This is a genomic window from Marivirga aurantiaca, assembly GCF_016679925.1.
Lineage (GTDB): Bacteria > Bacteroidota > Bacteroidia > Cytophagales > Cyclobacteriaceae > Marivirga > Marivirga aurantiaca.
Window position 1 is genome coordinate 188,131 of record NZ_JAEQBW010000004.1, and the last position, 18,132, is coordinate 206,262.

The following is an 18,132-nucleotide window of genomic DNA, read 5'->3' on the forward strand; positions in this document are numbered from 1 at the left end:
TTCAATCCATTCTTAAAATAGATATTGTATTTGGTAAATTTTAATTACTTTTGCACACTCAAATGATGAAAGTGACAAACAAAATAAGGACCAATAAGAAAACAGCCATGGCGTTGTCAGGTATTCTTGTGGCCTTTTTATTGTTTTTTCAGCAGCCCTACACTTCTCAGACCTCAACTGAGGATGGTCACTCTAATCCTAAGACTGAAAAGAAAGAAGATGCTAGCCAGGAGCAAGCGGAATATCAGATTATGTCATACCAGGTACTGCTTCCGGTACTACAGTTTAATTTATTCCATTCTTTTGATTTACTTATTGAGATTCCAAAAGTAGAAAAAGTCAATTTTTCAGAGTCCCATTCAGGTGACAAAGTGTTTCATAATTTTTTTGAGACACTCTTCAGGCAAATTATTTCGCCTAACGCCCCTTAATTTTAGTTGCCTCAAACTGCCTTATAGCTACATCAAAGTAGCTACTCAATAAAAAATATTACTACAATTTTAACAATTAATTTATTATGAAAAATAAAGGATTTATCGTGTTTATGACGGTAATTGTAACGCTTTTATGCGTGTATTACCTTTCATTTACATTTGTTTCAAACGGTGTTAAAGAAGATGCCACTGAATATGCCAGAGATGAAGCGGGTAATGTTGACTATTCCAAAAAACAGTTTTATTTGGATTCAGTTTACAATGAGCCTGTTTATAATTTGTTGGGAATAGAATTTACGTACAAGGAGATTCAGGACTTAGAGCTTAACCTTGGTTTGGATTTACAGGGAGGTATGCATGTTACGCTGGAAGTTTCCCCGGTGGATATCATCAAAGGATTAAGTGGGAATAATGAAGACCCTGAATTCCTTGCAGCTTTGGAGCTTGCTCAGGAAAGACAGAAAACCAGTCAGGAGTCCTTTGTGAATTTATTTTACGAAGCCTTTAATGAAACAGCCCCAAATACTAAACTTAGTACAGTATTTGCGAATGCCGCTAACCGTGGAAAAATAGGTTTTGATACAGACGATTCCGAGGTTTTAAGAGTGATTAGATCAGAAGTGGATGATGCTATGGATCGATCATTCAATATTTTAAGAACTCGTATTGACAGGTTTGGTACTTCACAACCTAACATTCAAAGACTGGAAAATACCGGTAGAATTCAAATAGAGTTGCCGGGTGTTGATAATCCTGAAAGGGTAAGAAAACTTTTGCAAGGTGTTGCAAAGTTGGAATTCTTACAGGTAATTGAGATCAATGAAGTAAGTGATGCTTTAACTCAAGCTAATGAGATTTTAGTTGAGGAACAAAAAGCCCAAAAGGAAACTTTGGGTGAAGGCGAAGAAGCTACAGATGCTCCACAAAGTGAAGATTTAGCTGATTTATTGCAGGATGAGCGTTCTGCAGACCAGGATACTCTCGGAACAGAAGGTGATACTTTGTCTACAGATGAAGATGCAAATCTGGATTCTTTGCAAGCCAGTGAGGACGTATCTCCATTGTTTAGTTTGATCAAGAGCCGTAATGGGTTGGTATATGATGTTGCAGACACTTCCAAAATCAATCAAATTATCCAAAGAGAAGATATCAAAAGCTTGTTTCCAAGAAACACAAGACTTGTATGGGATGTGAAAGCCAATAAGCTTGATGATGGTATGGAGCTATTGGAACTGTATGTAGTTCGTACCTTAAGAGGTGATAAAGCGATGTTAACTGGTGAGGTAATTAATGATGCCCGTCAAACTTTTGATGAGGTAGGTCAACCTGCGGTTGATATGAGTATGAATGCCGAAGGAGCAAGGAAATGGGCCAAAATCACTCGTGAAAATATTAATAACAGGATAGCGATTGTTTTGGATAATTATGTGTACTCTGCTCCAGTGGTAAATAGTGAAATCCCTAATGGGAAATCCATTATCCAGGGAAATTTCACTTTGGAAGAAGCCAAGGATTTAGCGAACATCTTAAAGGCAGGATCATTACCCGCACCTACCAGAATAGTAGAGGAAGCTACCATAGGACCAACTTTAGGAAAAGAGGCTCAGGCGCAAGGTATTCTTTCCATTGTAGCAGGGCTAGGCATGGTGGTTATTTTCATGATAGCATATTATGCCAAAGGTGGTATTGTGGCTAATATTGCTTTAGTATTCAACATCTTCTTTATACTAGGTATTTTAGCTCAGTTGAATGCAGCATTAACATTACCAGGTATTGCAGGTATTGTGTTGACCATTGGTATGTCCATTGATGCGAACGTGCTTATATTTGAACGTATCCGGGAGGAAAGACGAAATGGCAATACTTTATTGAAATCTATTTCAGCTGGTTACGAGAAAGCTTATAGCTCAATTGTGGATGCTAACGTAACTACTTTCCTGATTGGAGCTATCTTATATTGGTTAGGTCAGGGTCCGGTAAAAGGTTTTGCCATTACTTTAATGATTGGTATTGCCTGCTCATTTTTCTCAGCAGTATTTATTACCCGTGTGATTGTTACATGGATGAGTAAAAAAGGTGAGGATAGTAAAATTTCCTTCAGCACTCCATTTTCCAAGAATCTGTTTAATAACTTATCAATCAACTTTATGACAAAAAGGAAGATGGCTTACATCGGGTCCGGAATTGTTATTGCAATAGGTTTGACGTTGATCAGTATCAATGGATTGAATTTAGGGGTTGATTTCACAGGTGGTAGATCTTATGTGGTGCGCTTTTCTGAAAAAGTGCAGCCTACTGAATTGAAACTGGCGTTGGAACAAACCTTTGAGAATAAAGGTACTGAAGTTAAAACATACGGAGCCAATAATATCCTTAAAGTGACTACTTCTTATCTGGTAGAAGAGGAATCTACTGAAGCAGATAATATTGTTCGGGACAAATTAATTGAGGGCATTACAGCAACTACAGGAATGACTTATGCTAAGAATGAGTCAGGAATGGGGGAAAATATTTTCTCAATTAGTGGGTCTTCTAAAGTAGGGGCTACTATTGCCGATGATATAAAAAATGCCTCACAAGAATCCGTTATTTTCTCTTTGATTGCTATTTTTCTTTATATTTTAATAAGGTTTAGAAGATGGCAGTTTGGTTTGGGAGCAGTTGTAGCCTTGTTTCACGATACATTGATTGTGTTGTCTGCATTTGCCATTGCCAAATCATTTGGATTTGTATTTGAGATAGACCAGGTATTCATCGCAGCTATCTTAACAGTTATCGGTTATTCCATTAACGATACAGTGGTTGTTTTTGATAGGATAAGGGAAACTTTGGGTATTACTTCCAAAGCTTCTAGTGAAGAAACTTTTAATACGGCCATCAATGATACCATTAGTAGAACAATTATGACATCCATGACTACATTAGTGGTTGTATTTGTGTTATTCCTTTTTGGTGGGGAAGTTTTAAGAGGATTCTCCTTTGCTTTATTGGTAGGTATTTTAGTGGGTACTTATTCTTCCATATTTATTGCTACGCCAATTGTATTGGACTTGGCTAAAAGGAAAAAGAAAAGAGTGGAAGCTTAATAAGCATTATATATTACCTCTGTAAATAGGGGGAGTAAATATTTTAGAAAGGCCGTTGCAAAAATATGTTGCAACGGCCTTTTTTTGCATTAATTTTTTAAGTGGTATTTTTTATTGCTTTATTTGTATTTATTTCATTAAAATTTCGCCCCTATCATGACATTTAAACGACTTACCTTGTCGCTAATCTTTTATTTTTTATGTGCACCCCTATTTGCTCAGGAAAGTAGAGAATATGGAGATGTGACCTTTACAGACTTTGAGTTTCCTTCCACTATAGCTGATACCACTGCCGGGGCAGTAATATTACTGGATAAAGGATTAACAACCTATAACCACAACTTTAGCCCTACAATGACGAACCATCTGCGGATATTAATACTGAAAAACTCTGAATTAGACCGGGCAAATATCAAGATACCTCACAGTAAAGGATCAAAATCAAGAGGGGTTAAAGCGTGTTCTTATAATTTAGAAAGTGGAAAAATCATTAAAAACGAAATAAGCAGAAAAGATATTTTCAAAGAAAAAGTATCTGATGATATTGAACAGGAAATATTCACTATTGCCAATGTTAAGCCCGGGTCAATTATTGAATATACATATACTGTGGAATATGGAACAATTTCAAGTCTTAACACCTGGTATTTTCAAACTTCAGTTCCGGTTTTATATTCTGAATATGTAGTTAAGATGCCGGCTTTTTTTAATTATAAGCAACGGATGACAGGTTTTATTCCTTTGGCTGATTATTCTGAGGAAGTGAAGCATGGGTATTATAAGGGAACTTCCTTCAATGTTATTGAAAAGACCTTCATATCTAAAAACATTCCTGCTTTTGAATCGGAGCCTTTCATTTCATCAAAGGAGAATTACATTTCGAAAATCAAATTTGATTTGAGTGATTATAAATTTCCTAATTCATCAATAGTGGAAATTATTCCACCCTCTTATGGAAGGCTCATAGAAAAAATGGAAAAAGAAGAATATTATCAGGGTATTTATAAACCCAATGGATTCTTAAAGGAAGATGTGGAGAGTTTAATATCCAAAGAAGCTGTTGCTTTAGATAATATCCGTAAAATTTATGAATTTGTGCAATCAGCATATGAAGTGGATGATGAGATGATGAGCACAAGTTTAAGGAAAATTCATAAGGAGAGAAAAGGATGGAGGCAGGACATCAATATGATATTAGCCGCAATGTACAATTATGCGGGTTATGAAGCTCACATCATCAGGTTAAGTACTAAGAAGCATGGTTATGTGAATAGAAATTATCCTTCACCTAGAAATTTCAATTATTCTGTTTGCATGGTTCAGCTCAACGATCAGAAGTACATCCTTGATGCATCAGAAAAATATTTGCCTTTTAATATTTTAAGACCTGAAACAGTGAATGATCAAGGTTTAATTATTTCGTCAAAACATTCAGGCTGGATTGACCTGACCTATGGGAGCTCCAAAAAAACCAATGGGATGAGCAATTTCTCAATTAATGAAGATGGGTCTGTGGTTGGTAATGTTCAGTTACAGCACTTAGGGTATAGTAATTTCAACTTCCATAAAAAGTATGATAATGTGGATGAATATAAAGAGGAGTTTCAGGACAGGAACTTCCAGTTATCAATAATTGATCATAATGTTTCAACTGAAAATCCTGAAAAGTTGCTGGAGAAGCTTGATTTCGAAATAGACAATTCAGCTACATTAATGGACAGTATGATAGTTTTTAATCCTACGTTTCTGGACAAGATTAAGGATAATCCATTTCAAAAAGAGGAAAGGAAATTTCCTGTAACATTTGATGCTCCTGTGGATAATAGGCATACCTATAAAATTGCACTTCCCACTGACTTTGAAGTTACTGACTTGCCTGAAAATATTGCTATTGCTTTGCCAGGGAATGGAGGGCGCTTTTTATTCAGTTGCCAACAGATGAATGATGAAATACTAATCAATTCTGTTTTTTCAATAAACAAAACACATTTTGGGAGAGAGGAATATGTGTATTTGAAGGAGTTCTATGCCCAGGTTATCGAAAAACAATCTGAAGAAATCATTATTAAAAAGAAGAATTTCTAATTAATTGAATGTTATTACTATAAGGCTACTTTATATGAAATTAACGATTTATTTTGTCTTGCTTACATTAAGTCTCCCATCTTTTGCAAATGAGGACATTTATGATTCAAGAAAAATCCCGGCTGATCTTAAAAAAGATGCACATGCAGTTTTTCGTTTAGATGAGGGGGTTTTTGAAATACAGGCTGTCGACAAGGCTACTTATAGAGTTAAACAGATCATTACTATCTTGAATAAAAAGGCGGATCATTTTGCAGAAGTGGTGGTGGGTTATGATAAATTAATCAAAGTTAAATCATTAAATGCTGTTGCTTTTGACGAGAAAGGCAATCAAATCAACAAATGGAAGAAAAATGATTTTGAAGATTACAGCAATATATCAGGTTCAAGTTTATATGAGGACAATAGGGTTTTATATGCAGATCTAAAGCAAAAGGATTATCCTTATACGATCGAAATTGAATATGAATTACAATTTAAATACTTATACACCATTCCTGATTGGTATGTAATTCCCGGCTTTCATGTTGCTGTTGAAAAATCAGTATATACTATTAGTTATACGGAAGATACTTCGCCCAGATATAACTTAAAAAACACCACAATTGAACCTGTGAAAACAGTGGAAAAAGATATCACCTATTTGCATTGGGAATTCACCAATGTAAATGCTGAAAAACCTGAAATCTTTAGTAAAGGGATTTTAGCAATTACCCCCGCCATCATCCTTAGTCCTACGAAATTCAGTTTTGAAGGCTATGCTGGTGATATGTCAAGTTGGGATGGATTTGCAAGGTGGCAGCATAGTTTAAATAAAGGATTAAATGATCTGTCAGCCGAAACCAGGAATGAAATAAAAAGTTTAACTGACGGCTTGGCGAGCGAAAAGGAGAAAGTCAAGGCGGTTTATCAATACGTGCAAAACAGATCACGTTATGTAAGTGTGCAATTAGGTATTGGGGGGTTTCAACCTTTTAGTGCCAGCACTGTACATAATACAGGATACGGAGATTGTAAAGGGTTGACTTTCTATACCCAATCATTATTAGAAGCAATAGGAATTAATTCTTACTATTCATGGATTTATGCGGGAGAGGAAAATCAGGGCTTAAATCCTGACTTCCCCACCAATAAATTTAATCACGTAATTTTATTTGTTCCTTTAGAAAACGATACTGTTTGGCTGGAATGCACCAGTCAGAAACTTCCGGCAGGATTTTTAGGAAGCTTCACTAGTGATAGGTATGCCTTGGTGATGACTGGTGAAAAAGCGGATTTGATAAGAACCCCCACTTTTAGGGACGGTACTAATAAAGTGGAGCTGAAAGCCACCTTAACTTTGGATATGTCCGGAAATGCTGATATTGAAGTGAGTTCACATCATTTAGGATTGGGGACGGAATATTATAGTATCGATAGATATGCTAATGAGAATCATAACAATCAGGATAAATGGGTTAGAAGATTTATTCCTTTATCAGATTTACAGATAAAAGAATTTGAATTCTCAGAAATAAAAGGGGATTTACCGGAAGTTGCATTTAATTCTAAAGTGTTTGCCAGAAATGTGGCCAAAAAAGTAGGGGATAAGTATTTACTGAACCCAAGCTTGTTAAATTATGAAACCAGAAGATTCAAGAAAGAGCCTGACCGAAAAACCAATATAGATTTTCCTTATGACTACATCATGGAATATGAACTGGATATCATATTGCCAAAAGGGTATAAGATTAATAACCAATTAGAGGATGCTGAATTTAAAAATCAATTTGGTGTTTTCAGTACGCAATATATTACTACAGATGATGGCATAAATTGCAAAAGAATCTTTAAGCCTAACACAGGAGAATATCCTGCTGATCAAATAGAGGATTTGTGGGCATTCTTTGATAACATTAAGCAAATGGAAAACCAAAGATTGATGATATCAAAAGAAGAATAAGTATACTTTTCCTGTATTAAAATTATGCATTACAAATTAGAGTAGGATTCTCGTGAAAATGAGTTTGCAATAAAATTCATCTTGATTCATGCGCCTACTCCGAGCAAAACCTTGTCCTCTATCCGGGATATTATTGGGTTTTATAGGAACGTTCAAACAATTAAAAAATTATTTCACCAAAAACTCTTTCAAGTCTTCTAATTTGATATTTCCTTCATAATAAGCTTTTCCAAATATAACTGCAAAAACACCCATATCATTCAACCGCCTGATATCATCAATGTTGCGCACGCCCCCACTGGCTAAAACACATATTTCCGGAAATTCTTTTAAGATGGAAGCATATAAATCAAAGGCCGGCCCTGCCAATGAGCCTTCCTTGCTAATGTCTGTAGTTTTTACATATTTCAGACCTCTCTCATAGAAATAGCCAATATGCTCCAAAATATCAATATCACTATTTTGCATCCATCCATTGTAGGCTATTTTTCCATTAAGTGCATCTGCACCAAGGGTTATTTTCTCTCTGCCATAAGATACTATCCATGAGGCAAACAATTCCTTTCTTTCGACTGCTATACTGGCAGCGGTAATATAATCAGCTCCATATTCATATGCTTTGCTGATGTCACCGTCTGTATGAATGCCACCTGTAAAATCCAATTCAAGGTTAGTATGTCCACTTAGCATTTCCAATATGTGATAATTGACAGGAGACCCACGGTGTGCCCCGTCCAAATCTACCAGGTGAATCACTTTTATTCCATGATCCTCCAGTCTTCTGGCCACATCAATAGGAGAGTCATTATAAATTTTTGCTTTATCTATGTTAGCACCTTCTACACGGATTATTTTTCCGTCTTTAATAGCTATTGAGGGTATTATTTGAATCATGTCGGTTAAGTTTTATTGGTTTGGAAACACAAATGGTTGTATTTTTATTCAATCCCCATTAAAAAACCCGAATCAAGAGTAAGTCCTTTAAAATGCTTTAGAGCCTTGGTTTTTTGGAATTTTTATAAGGGCAATGAAACTACAATTTAAAACTGGAAGTTACAAAATTTCCGAGTGGATTTGAAATGAAATATTTCGACTTGTCTAATAATTTTAAATCACCCGGAATTTATTCATTTTTACGTTTAGATTTTTCAAGCTGATTGAATGGACTTATACGAGCAGAATATTTATAACAGAATACAACGATTTGTGCCGGAGAATTCTGCAAAGGAAGCCTTTCAACTTTGGAGAGAAAAACCTTTTCGCTTTGTAGTTTCCAAAGCCAGGGCGACAAAATTAGGAGATTTCAGGAAAAAACCTTCTGAGGATTTGGCTATGATTACAGTAAACGAGAACCTCAACCCCTATGCATTCCTTATCACTTTTGTACATGAAGTGGCACACCATAGGGTATATGCGAAGTATAAAAACAAGGTTTTGCCACATGGAGTAGAGTGGAAAATGGCTTTCCGGGAATTGATGCTTCCATTTCAAAAACCGGAAATATTTCCTGCCAATATTTTATTGGCACTGGACAAATATATGATCAACCCAAAAGCAGCTTCTTTATCTGATATGAAACTGGCACAAGCTTTAAAGCTATACGATAAAGTTGAGAACCCTTTAGAAAAGAGTTTAATGCATTTGGCAGAAGGGGAGAAATTTACTTTAGATCAAAAAATCTATCAAAAGCTGGAGCCAAGGCGAACCCGTATCAAATGCGTTGAGGTAAAAACCGGAAGAAATTATTTAGTACATAAAATGGCTATGGTTATACCTTGCCCGGATTAATCTCACAAACCTATTCTTTTGGTAACCGCAGCATCAATTCTGGCACAAAAATCCTGAGGTTTTTGTGTGCGCCAGTTCATATGGTCAAACTGCCCTCCAAAATTAATATAATAATCAATATTGAAATTTTGCCATTCTTCAGTTACAAATTCACGGAAATTTACAGCCACTATCCAGCCTTCCTCTACTTCCTCAAACCACTCTTCATAATAGCAATCATCGGAACCATGGAAATTCAGGATATTTTCCCCTATCAAAATAAATTTATTCAGCCCTTGTAGCATCATGTGTTCAATAATATTTCTTTTAAAATGCATGATGTCATTGTGCAGGGTATCGTTCCACTCACCAATCATTTCGATCACCGCATATCCATTTTCGTAATCAGCAAAAAGAATCTTAATGTAAAGTGTTTCTGAGCCTATAGCGTCCCATGCCGGATCTATATAATAACCATAAATGGTGTCAGTATATAATTCATAATTGTATTCTTTTCCATGAAAGGGAGAGAGTAAATCCGAAGAGGAATCATAATATTTTAGCCAGTTGTAGTAGGGTTCAATATGATGCATGACTATATATTTAAGGTTGAAGAAAAGAAAGTCCAAAGTTAGCTACCTGCTTCTCTGGCCTTTTTAAATCCTTTCTTCTTGAAATTGCTTTTCTCTTTATTTTAAACAACCAAAATGAAATTTTTGGAGAAAAAGTTTTCCTTGTTAGCAATAATTTTATTTCTCGACAGAAATGGCTTTTCTCACAGAACCATGCTTTAATAAAAGTCTTTTTGCAGCTTCATAACTTATATTTAGTTCAGACATGATCATTTTTGTTCCCCTGTCCACCAATTTATCATTGCTGAGTTGCATGTCCACCATTTTATTACCTTTTATATGCCCCAGTTGAATCATGGCAGTGGTGGAAATCATATTGAGCACCATTTTTTGTGCAGTTCCTGATTTCATTCTTGTACTACCTGTAATAAACTCAGGGCCAACAGCTACTTCTATTGGAAAATCGGCAGAATTCACCATTTCTGAACCCGGGTTACATGTTATGCAGGCTGTGGAAATGTTGTGTTCACGTGCTTTGCCCATACCGCCAATTACATAAGGTGTTCTACCGGAAGCGGCAATGCCGATGACAAAATCTTTTTCATTGATGTCGTAATTCATCAAATCTTTCCATGCCTGCTCAGTATTGTCTTCTGCAAATTCTACTGCTTTCCGGATGGCAGTATCTCCTCCGGCAATAATTCCTATTATTTTATCGGGTGCTACGCCAAATGTTGGTGGGCATTCTGAAGCGTCCAGAATTCCTAATCGGCCACTGGTTCCAGCGCCTATATAAAATAATCTGCCACCTAATTGCATTTTAGGCACTAAATTCTCAAGCAAAGAAGTAATCTGTGGAAGAGCCTTTTTTACTGCCATTGCAACACTTTGATCTTCCCGGTTGATTCCCTGCAGGATTTCATTGATGGAGAGATTTTCTAAATCGTTATGGTTTGAATCTGATTCTGTAAGGTTCATGATGAAATATTTTGGTGATATAATGTTAGTCCTGCTATTGGGCTTTCAAGGAAACGACCGGTTATTAATTGGTTTTCCTGTAATACCTGTCGCATAATACCATTGGCATGAAAAGCTACTCCTCCTACAAAATGGATAGGTAGTTTGGCTCGCTGATCAAATTTCAGTACAGATTTTTCAATAAATTCCTGAAACGACTCCCGTATTAACTGATAAATATACTTTTCCTTTTGGTTTTCAATAGTAAATCTGAAAAATCCTGCCAAATATCTATTAGGGTAGGCTTTCTCATAAATACTTTTATTTACTTCATCAATGGTCACCTCGGGATATGTCAGAGTAAATTTCTCATGTAACTTATCAGGTAATTCTCTTTCCAAATAAGCCTTTAATATTTTTCTTCCTATATAAGCTCCACTGCCTTCATCTCCCATCACATATCCCAAAGACACCATTTCCTTAGTAATTTGTTTACCATCGTATACACAAGCATTTGCCCCCGTTCCCAGGATACAAATAATACCGGCTTCCTCATGGCAAGTTGACCTTGCTGCTGCCAATAAATCATGTTGTACTTCAATTTGATTGGTATTGAAGAAGCTTTCAAGTGCACTTTTGATTTTTTCTTTGTTAGCCTGGCTTCCGCAGCCGGCACCATAGTAGTAAACATTTGTTACTTCTTCTTCGTTAGGAATGTGTAGATTTTCTGATAAAAAATTAAGTAGGTCGTCTTTGGAAATGTGATAGGCATTAATGCCACTTGTTTGGGTCTGGCCTATTGCGCCATCCCTTTTAATCCATCTCCAATCTGTTTTGCTGGCCCCGCTTTCTGCAATTATTTGCATAGTTTCTTTTATAATTATTTAGTTGTAAATATAATATCACTATATTTTTATCTAACTTAGTATACAATAAATATTACATATTTTGAAGAATAAATTATTAGGATTGTTGGGGGTGGATAAATTGATTGATACAATTCAGAGACTTATTGAAGTAAGGGTCTCAATGATAAGAAATGAAATCAAAGATAAGATTAAGGAAGGTATTGAGAAAGCTATTCCGTTAATTTTACTCTTTGTGTCTATTTCAGTTTTTGTGCTTTTTGCCAGCTTTACACTGGCATTTTATTTATCGAGTTTATTCGATAGTTTAGTGTATGGATTTGGTTGTGTCTCGTTAATATATTTGATGTTAAGCCTCTTGTTTTTTCTCCTGAAGAAAAGTGAGAAAATCAAAAATAAAATCAGGTCAGAAATCGATAAAAGAAATTGAGTAATATAAAAAAATATTAAAATGAGTGATCAAAATCAGTTGTTGGAAAGAAGTAAGCAATACGAAAGGGAAATATCTGAACAAGTACGTGAGTTTACAGGTAAGGCCGAGGATTGGGGGAAAACTGCATTAATGGTAGCGGGAGGAGCATTTGTAGCGTATCAGTTGGTGAAGCTTTTTTCCGGATCAAGATCAAAATCCAAAGGTAAGGTTTACCGTGAAACTGATGAAGATGAAACAGAAATAAAAAATGCAGAAAGGATTATTATTAGAAGGGACAATAGCTCACCGGGACTTTTTGATCTTATTAAAGTCGAAATGAGTGGGTTATTGCTAGCCATTGCCAAAGAAAAAATTTTAGAGTTCCTAAGTCAGATAGAAGCATCAAGAATTAATGCATCAGAAGAAGAAAATACTAAGTAAACTTAATTTATCAGTAAGTGAGGGTAAAAAAGCATTTGCTTTGCTCATTGATCCGGATAAAGTTCAGAATCTTCAGGAATTACAAAGGGTAATCCATACAGCAATTGAATGTAAGGTAGATTTTTTTATGGTAGGGGGTAGCCTTATCCTATCAGATTTTCTTGGACCTTGTATTTCCCACATTAAGGCACTGACAGAGATTCCTGTTGTGCTATTTCCCGGGAATAATCAGTATATCGATTTACAGGCAGATGCTATTTTTTATCTTTCCCTTATATCGGGTAGAAATCCTGATTTGTTAATTGGCCAGCATGTATTATCAGCACCTATATTAAAAAGAAGTCAGATGGAAGTCTGGCCTACAGGCTATATGCTGATTGATGGAGGGAATAAAACATCTGTGTCTTATATGAGCAATACTACCCCTATCCCTAAGGATAAGTATGATATTGCCATGAGCACAGCTATAGCAGGTGAGTTACTGGGACAGCAATTGATTTATATGGATGCCGGAAGTGGAGCAGACCAAATGATATCGGAAAGAATGATTGCTTCAGTAAAACGAGCCATAGATATTCCACTTATAATAGGTGGAGGAATCAACAACGTACAAAAAGCAAAAAGCGCCTGGAAATCAGGCGCTGATGTAATAGTTGTTGGGAATGCTATAGAGAAAGACCCTGAGCTATTAATTGAGATTACAGAAGCAAAAACACTTCTGAATCAACAATTAAACGTTCATTAAAGACTCTCTTCTTCTCATTTTGCCGGCAGGTATGCCAAACATCATTTTAAACCTACGGCAGAAGTAAGCAGTGTCTTTATAGCCCACTTCCTGACCTATGTCCCTAATGCTCTTCTTGCTGGTTCTTAATAAAGTAACAGCTTCTTCCATTCGTTGATACTCAATATAATCCTGTGGGTTTATACCTGTAAGCATCTTGAAATACTGTCCTACATAATCCTCAGAAACATTGGCTACCTCGGCTAATTTTTTGTTTGACAAATCACCGCCCAAATGTTCATTGATATAGTTAAAAATATCGATTAACCTTGGATCCTTAAAGTAAGTGCTGTTAGTGGCCAATTGTTCTACAAATAACTTGTTTCTCACAATGTGCCTGAAAACTTCTATTAACAGATGTTCTGTTAATACTTTCACCATCCTGTCAGCTCCCGGCTCATCCATATTCATTTCATGAAATATTTCATCATGTAATGTTTTAACGGTATCATTTGTAAAAATGAAAGCAGGAATATCCAATGAGGCGAAAAAATTCACAGAATCGAATACCTTTGCCTCAAAAGAAATGTAACTAAAGCTATCACCTCCCTCTTTTAATAAATCCTCATGAGTAATAGAGTGAAAAAATTCACCCTTATTAGTAATGAAGTTATCATTTGACACAGATACGATCTGGCTTCCTCTGCCATAGGTTATTTGATGCGATTTTCCACCGGGAATAAAGGCGAAATCACCTTCTTTCGCCAGCAATCTTTCTTCGCCAACCAGTACTTCTCCTTTATTAACCAATATCAGCTTGTTTTCTACCTCATACAGGTTGTTGACAGTGACAGGTTTAAGGATCTTAATGCTTTTTGCCTTAACAAACTTAACGCCAAGGGACTCAATTATTTTGTTGTAATCTTCCATTATCTTGTTTTATGAATGGATAAACTATGAAAAGTAAAAATATATAAAAAAATTATTGCACAAATCTAATTGAAAATAGTTTTATATCAAATATATTAATTACACTTAATCCCAACTTAATGTAAGAATTTATAGAGTAACGAAGATTATTCAATTATCTTATTTTAAAATACTTCGGGAAATCACAATTTTTTGTATTTCAGAAGTTCCCTCATATATCTGAGTGATTTTTGCATCTCTCATGAGTCTTTCTACGTGATATTCTTTTACATATCCGTATCCCCCATGCACCTGTACTGCCTCTACGGTAGTATCCATGGCTACCTGAGATGCATATAGCTTAGCCATTGCACCCGCCAAGGAAAAATCCTGTTTATTATCTTTTAACCATGCAGCTTTTAAACATAGTAACCTTGCAGCCTCAATTTGGGTTGCCATATCGGCTAATTTAAAAGCGATGCCTTGGTGTTGACTAATCTCTTTACCAAAGGCTTTTCTTTCTTTGGAATACTTCAAAGCCAGTTCATATGCCCCGGAAGCTATTCCTAATGCCTGTGCGGCAATACCTATTCTACCACCATTCAGTGTGGCCATTGCAAAGTTGAAACCAAATCCATCTTCACCAATCCTGTTTTCCTTAGGTACTTTTACATCCTGGAACATTAAAGAATGCGTATCAGAACCTCTGATCCCCATCTTCTCTTCTTTCTTGCCAACAACGAAGCCTTCCATGCCCCTTTCAACGATAAAAGCATTAATTCCTTTATGCCCTTTGTCTTTATTGGTATGTGCTATTACTAAGTAAACAGAAGCACTTTTACCATTTGTGATCCAGTTTTTTGTTCCGTTGATAAGGTAATAGTCACCTTTGTCTTCAGCAGTGGTCCTTTGGGAAGTAGCATCAGATCCTGCTTCCGGCTCGGATAAACAAAAAGCTCCAATTATTTCTCCTGTAGCCAATCTGCTTAGGTATTTTTCCTTTTGAGCTTCTGTGCCATATTTGTCAAGTCCCCAACAAACCAAAGAATTATTTACTGACATACAAACTGAAGCTGATGCATCAACTTTGGAAATTTCTTCCATTGCCAATATATAGGAAATGGTATCCATTCCACCGCCATTATATTTAGGATCTACCATCATGCCCATAAAGCCTAGTTGCCCCATCTTTTTCACCTGCTCTTCAGGGAAAATTTCTTTCGTATCTCTCTCTATTACACCTGGCAATAAATCATTCTGTGCAAAATCCCTTGCGGCTGCCTGTACGGCTAAATGTTCTTCTGTGAGTTGAAAATTCATTTGAAATATATTTTTAAGTAATTATTGGAAAACCGGATGTTCCCTTGAAAGTTTGGCAAATATAGGAAAAATCCATTAATCACGACTACCTAAAAATAAACTCACATAGTACAACAGTGTAACCAAAGAAGCCAAAGCTGCTACAACGTAGGTCATTGCGGCCCATTTCAAAGCGTCTTTTGCCATATCATGTTCTCTTGTAGTGGCTACACCGGATGTTGTCATCCAGGCCAAGCCTCTTTTGCTGGCATCAAACTCTACAGGTAATGTTATTAAAGCAAATAATGTAAATACAGTATAGCAGCCAATTATTACTAATAAGGCCAATTGCGGATTAATTAATTGCGGTAAAGCAAATGCTCCAAATAGCATAGCCATGAACACAAAATTGATGATTTTAGCACTCACATTTTGAATTGGCACTAAAGCTGATCTCAACTCCAGAAAAGCATAGGCCTTTGCATGTTGCACCGCATGTCCCACCTCGTGTGCTGCTATGGCTACAGCTGCAGCTGATCTATGTCCATATACCTCAGCACTTAAATTCACTGTTTTATTGGCCGGATTATAATGATCCGTTAGCTGTCCACCTACTGACATCACCTTCACATCATATATCCCATTGTCTTTCAGCATTTTTTCTGCGGCTTCTTTTCCGGAAAGCTGCGAACTTAAGGCTACCTGTGAATACTTTTTGAATTTGTTTTTCAAACGCCTCTGCACGGAGAAACTCACAATAGCAAAGACCACTAAAATTACGATTAAAAACATTTTTTTTTCTCCTATTTAAATTGATTGATGATATTGGTGCTGGAGTACCCTTCAACCATCTCGATTGTTTCTACTTTACCACCATTTCGGCTTACGATATCTGCCCCAACAATGTTGCTTATTTTATAATCACTGCCTTTAATTAAAATATCCGGTAATAACATGGCAATTAACGTTTCCGGAGTTTCCTCAGAAAAAAAAGTAACCGCATCCACAAAAGCAAGAGCTGCCAAAATACGTGCCCTTGCGTATTCATTGTTAATGGGTCTGCTGGGACCTTTTAATTTTTTTACAGAAATATCTGTATTAATGGCTACTATCAATTTACTTCCCTTTCCTGCTGCTTTTTCCAAATAGTCAACATGGCCCAGATGCAGGATATCAAAACAGCCATTGGTGAATACTACTGTTTCACCTGATTGCTTCCACTTATTCCTAAGCTGCGCAAGCTGATTGGTTTGGTATATTTTGTCAACTGTTGGCATAATCCGGCTTTGCTTTTCGTTTTGGAATAATCATACTAATGAAAAATGAAATTACTCCTACTAATATAATCGCCAAAGAATTCATGGTATGTATTAAAAGAGCAAAGAAAACCCCATCATTTTCCGGCACACCATACAATAGTAAGCCTGCGCTCATTAAATAATGAAATGCCCCAATGCCACCTTGTACTGGTGCAGCCATGCCAACCCCACCCAATACTAACATAGTAAATCCAGCTATAATGGAAAGCCCGGAGGTTTCTTCCAGGCTAAAAATCACCACATAAGTCATTAAATAATAAAGTATCCACATCACTAACGTGCTGATCCAGAAATAGGTTGGTTTTTTTAAGTGGCGAATAGATAAGATGCCTTCCACCATTTGCCTTAGAAAAACCACTGCCTTATTATAAAGTAAATTTTTCTGAAACCGTTCGTGATTTCTTTTTAAGAAAAAGATCAAAAATAAAGTAACAAGTAAAAGTACTGCCAATATACCTGCTATTTGAACATAATCGTTATTTATTCCCTCGGTTTTTTGCGCCACTAAGCCTGCAAAAAACTGGCTTAGCCTGTCAAATTCTAAAAACAATGTAATAACAATAATAGAGAAGAGACATAAAACGTCTACAACACGCTCAGTTACTACACTGCCTATGCCTTTGCTAATAGGTACTCCATCGGTTTTTTGTAAAATGCCACAGCGGGAAATTTCGCCCATTCTTGGCACTACAAAATTGGCAAGATAACCTACCATTACGGCCAAAAAAGTCCTGAAAGTCTTTAATTTATAACCCATTGGCTCCAGCAACATATTCCAGCGGTAAGCCCTTACCAGATGACTCAAAAGTGCCAGGAGGATCGATAAATATACCCAACTTAAATCAGCTTTTTTGAACCTGGCGAGCATATCCACCAAGTTTACGTCCTTATATAAATACCAGAACACCAATATAGCAACTGCTAGTGAGATGCTATACTTAAGGAAAGATTTAATCCCTCTTCTCAAATTTTTAATTTAATTTATTGTTGGCATTCGGGAAGATCAAGGTAGGCTTGAAAAATTTAGCCTCTTCAAAATCCAGGTATGCGTAACTTATAATAATGATGATATCTCCCACCTGTACCTTGCGGGCAGCCGGGCCATTCAAACATACCATCCCACTTCCACGCTCTCCTTTGATCACATAAGTTTCAAGGCGCTCACCGTTATTTATATTAACGATCTGTACCTTTTCATTTTCTATGATATTGGAAGCTTCCATTAAATCTTCATCAATGGTAATGCTGCCTACGTAGTGTAATTCGGCCTGTGTGACCTTTACTCTATGAATTTTTGACTTTAATGCCTCAATTAACAT

General features: G+C 36.2%; 18 protein-coding genes. 8 read left to right on the forward strand and 10 right to left on the reverse strand.

Annotated elements, in window-relative coordinates:
- The first annotated feature begins 71 nt into the window (after positions 1-71).
- From JKA74_RS11135 to JKA74_RS11150, 4 genes are all read left to right on the forward strand, one after another.
- A complete protein-coding gene (locus JKA74_RS11135) occupies positions 72-431 on the forward strand; it encodes a hypothetical protein (RefSeq protein WP_201431268.1) in 360 nt (119 codons plus the stop codon).
- A gap of 86 nt (positions 432-517) precedes the next feature.
- Entirely contained in the window at positions 518-3,520 is a 3,003-nt protein-coding gene (gene secDF, locus JKA74_RS11140) for a protein translocase subunit SecDF (protein WP_201431269.1), read from the forward strand.
- Between the two features lie 156 nt (positions 3,521-3,676).
- Entirely contained in the window at positions 3,677-5,605 is a 1,929-nt protein-coding gene (locus JKA74_RS11145) for a DUF3857 domain-containing protein (RefSeq protein ID WP_236587712.1), read from the forward strand.
- Positions 5,606-5,639: 34 nt separating this feature from the next.
- Positions 5,640-7,547: a DUF3857 domain-containing protein gene (locus JKA74_RS11150; protein WP_201431271.1), complete on the forward strand. Its 1,908-nt coding sequence runs from the start codon at positions 5,640-5,642 to the stop codon at positions 7,545-7,547.
- Between the two features lie 168 nt (positions 7,548-7,715).
- Here the strand turns inward: JKA74_RS11150 and JKA74_RS11155 are convergent, their stop codons facing one another.
- Entirely contained in the window at positions 7,716-8,441 is a 726-nt protein-coding gene (locus JKA74_RS11155) for a 1-(5-phosphoribosyl)-5-[(5-phosphoribosylamino)methylideneamino]imidazole-4-carboxamide isomerase (RefSeq protein WP_201431272.1), read from the reverse strand.
- 267 nt (positions 8,442-8,708) lie between these two features.
- Here JKA74_RS11155 and JKA74_RS11160 point away from each other — a divergent pair, with 267 nt between their 5' ends.
- Positions 8,709-9,335: a SprT family zinc-dependent metalloprotease gene (locus JKA74_RS11160; RefSeq protein ID WP_201431273.1), complete on the forward strand. Its 627-nt coding sequence runs from the start codon at positions 8,709-8,711 to the stop codon at positions 9,333-9,335.
- A gap of 2 nt (positions 9,336-9,337) precedes the next feature.
- Here the strand turns inward: JKA74_RS11160 and JKA74_RS11165 are convergent, their stop codons facing one another.
- The 3 genes from JKA74_RS11165 to JKA74_RS11175 form a co-directional block, all read right to left on the reverse strand.
- The gene (locus tag JKA74_RS11165) at positions 9,338-9,907 is read right to left on the reverse strand and encodes a hypothetical protein (protein WP_201431274.1); all 570 of its coding nucleotides are present in this window, start codon (positions 9,905-9,907) and stop codon (positions 9,338-9,340) included.
- A gap of 156 nt (positions 9,908-10,063) precedes the next feature.
- Positions 10,064-10,864: an N-acetylmuramic acid 6-phosphate etherase gene (gene murQ, locus JKA74_RS11170; RefSeq protein WP_201431275.1), complete on the reverse strand. Its 801-nt coding sequence runs from the start codon at positions 10,862-10,864 to the stop codon at positions 10,064-10,066.
- On the reverse strand, positions 10,861-11,709 hold the full coding sequence (locus JKA74_RS11175; RefSeq protein ID WP_201431276.1) for a BadF/BadG/BcrA/BcrD ATPase family protein: 849 nt from the start codon (positions 11,707-11,709) through the stop codon (positions 10,861-10,863). The genes murQ and JKA74_RS11175 overlap by 4 nt, the downstream gene beginning before the upstream one ends.
- Positions 11,710-11,791: 82 nt before the next feature.
- Here JKA74_RS11175 and JKA74_RS11180 point away from each other — a divergent pair, with 82 nt between their 5' ends.
- Genes JKA74_RS11180 through JKA74_RS11190 form a run of 3 tightly spaced genes read left to right on the forward strand, consistent with a single transcriptional unit; the run spans position 11,792 to position 13,307 of the window.
- Positions 11,792-12,139, forward strand: coding sequence for a phage holin family protein (locus tag JKA74_RS11180; protein WP_201431277.1), 348 nt, complete (start codon positions 11,792-11,794; stop codon positions 12,137-12,139).
- Between the two features lie 21 nt (positions 12,140-12,160).
- Positions 12,161-12,562: a hypothetical protein gene (locus tag JKA74_RS11185; protein WP_201431278.1), complete on the forward strand. Its 402-nt coding sequence runs from the start codon at positions 12,161-12,163 to the stop codon at positions 12,560-12,562.
- Positions 12,534-13,307, forward strand: coding sequence for a phosphoglycerol geranylgeranyltransferase (locus JKA74_RS11190; protein ID WP_201431279.1), 774 nt, complete (start codon positions 12,534-12,536; stop codon positions 13,305-13,307). The genes JKA74_RS11185 and JKA74_RS11190 overlap by 29 nt, the downstream gene beginning before the upstream one ends.
- On the opposite strand, the gene JKA74_RS11195 is transcribed toward JKA74_RS11190, so the two are convergent.
- The 6 genes from JKA74_RS11195 to panD all read right to left on the reverse strand — a co-directional run bounded on the left by JKA74_RS11195 (position 13,293) and on the right by panD (position 18,132).
- Positions 13,293-14,216 carry an AraC family transcriptional regulator gene (locus tag JKA74_RS11195; RefSeq protein ID WP_201431280.1) on the reverse strand — a complete coding sequence of 308 codons (924 nt, stop codon included), beginning with the start codon at positions 14,214-14,216 and terminating at the stop codon, positions 13,293-13,295. The genes JKA74_RS11190 and JKA74_RS11195 overlap by 15 nt on opposite strands.
- Before the next feature lie 159 nt (positions 14,217-14,375).
- Positions 14,376-15,515: an acyl-CoA dehydrogenase gene (locus JKA74_RS11200; RefSeq protein WP_201431281.1), complete on the reverse strand. Its 1,140-nt coding sequence runs from the start codon at positions 15,513-15,515 to the stop codon at positions 14,376-14,378.
- 75 nt (positions 15,516-15,590) lie between these two features.
- The gene (locus tag JKA74_RS11205; protein WP_201431282.1) at positions 15,591-16,286 is read right to left on the reverse strand and encodes a zinc metallopeptidase; all 696 of its coding nucleotides are present in this window, start codon (positions 16,284-16,286) and stop codon (positions 15,591-15,593) included.
- Between the two features lie 11 nt (positions 16,287-16,297).
- The gene (gene rfaE2, locus JKA74_RS11210; RefSeq protein ID WP_201431283.1) at positions 16,298-16,771 is read right to left on the reverse strand and encodes a D-glycero-beta-D-manno-heptose 1-phosphate adenylyltransferase; all 474 of its coding nucleotides are present in this window, start codon (positions 16,769-16,771) and stop codon (positions 16,298-16,300) included.
- The gene (locus JKA74_RS11215) at positions 16,758-17,780 is read right to left on the reverse strand and encodes a lysylphosphatidylglycerol synthase transmembrane domain-containing protein (RefSeq protein ID WP_201431284.1); all 1,023 of its coding nucleotides are present in this window, start codon (positions 17,778-17,780) and stop codon (positions 16,758-16,760) included. Before JKA74_RS11215 ends, rfaE2 begins: the two co-directional genes overlap by 14 nt.
- A 4-nt stretch (positions 17,781-17,784) precedes the next feature.
- On the reverse strand, positions 17,785-18,132 hold the full coding sequence (gene panD / locus JKA74_RS11220) for an aspartate 1-decarboxylase (protein WP_201431285.1): 348 nt from the start codon (positions 18,130-18,132) through the stop codon (positions 17,785-17,787).

Excerpts from the sequence above, each read along its gene's own strand:
- secDF (WP_201431269.1), top strand. The coding sequence starts at position 518 with ATGAAAAATAAAGGATTTATCGTGTTTATGACGGTAATTGTAACGCTT.
- JKA74_RS11145 (WP_236587712.1), top strand. The coding sequence starts at position 3,677 with ATGACATTTAAACGACTTACCTTGTCGCTAATCTTTTATTTTTTATGT.
- JKA74_RS11150 (WP_201431271.1), top strand. The coding sequence starts at position 5,640 with ATGAAATTAACGATTTATTTTGTCTTGCTTACATTAAGTCTCCCATCT.
- JKA74_RS11155 (WP_201431272.1), bottom strand. The coding sequence starts at position 8,441 with ATGATTCAAATAATACCCTCAATAGCTATTAAAGACGGAAAAATAATC.
- JKA74_RS11160 (WP_201431273.1), top strand. The coding sequence starts at position 8,709 with ATGGACTTATACGAGCAGAATATTTATAACAGAATACAACGATTTGTG.
- JKA74_RS11165 (WP_201431274.1), bottom strand. The coding sequence starts at position 9,907 with ATGCATCATATTGAACCCTACTACAACTGGCTAAAATATTATGATTCC.
- murQ (WP_201431275.1), bottom strand. The coding sequence starts at position 10,864 with ATGAACCTTACAGAATCAGATTCAAACCATAACGATTTAGAAAATCTC.
- JKA74_RS11175 (WP_201431276.1), bottom strand. The coding sequence starts at position 11,709 with ATGCAAATAATTGCAGAAAGCGGGGCCAGCAAAACAGATTGGAGATGG.
- JKA74_RS11185 (WP_201431278.1), top strand. The coding sequence starts at position 12,161 with ATGAGTGATCAAAATCAGTTGTTGGAAAGAAGTAAGCAATACGAAAGG.
- JKA74_RS11190 (WP_201431279.1), top strand. The coding sequence starts at position 12,534 with ATGCATCAGAAGAAGAAAATACTAAGTAAACTTAATTTATCAGTAAGT.
- JKA74_RS11195 (WP_201431280.1), bottom strand. The coding sequence starts at position 14,216 with ATGGAAGATTACAACAAAATAATTGAGTCCCTTGGCGTTAAGTTTGTT.
- JKA74_RS11200 (WP_201431281.1), bottom strand. The coding sequence starts at position 15,515 with ATGAATTTTCAACTCACAGAAGAACATTTAGCCGTACAGGCAGCCGCA.
- JKA74_RS11205 (WP_201431282.1), bottom strand. The coding sequence starts at position 16,286 with ATGTTTTTAATCGTAATTTTAGTGGTCTTTGCTATTGTGAGTTTCTCC.
- rfaE2 (WP_201431283.1), bottom strand. The coding sequence starts at position 16,771 with ATGCCAACAGTTGACAAAATATACCAAACCAATCAGCTTGCGCAGCTT.
- panD (WP_201431285.1), bottom strand. The coding sequence starts at position 18,132 with ATGTTAATTGAGGCATTAAAGTCAAAAATTCATAGAGTAAAGGTCACA.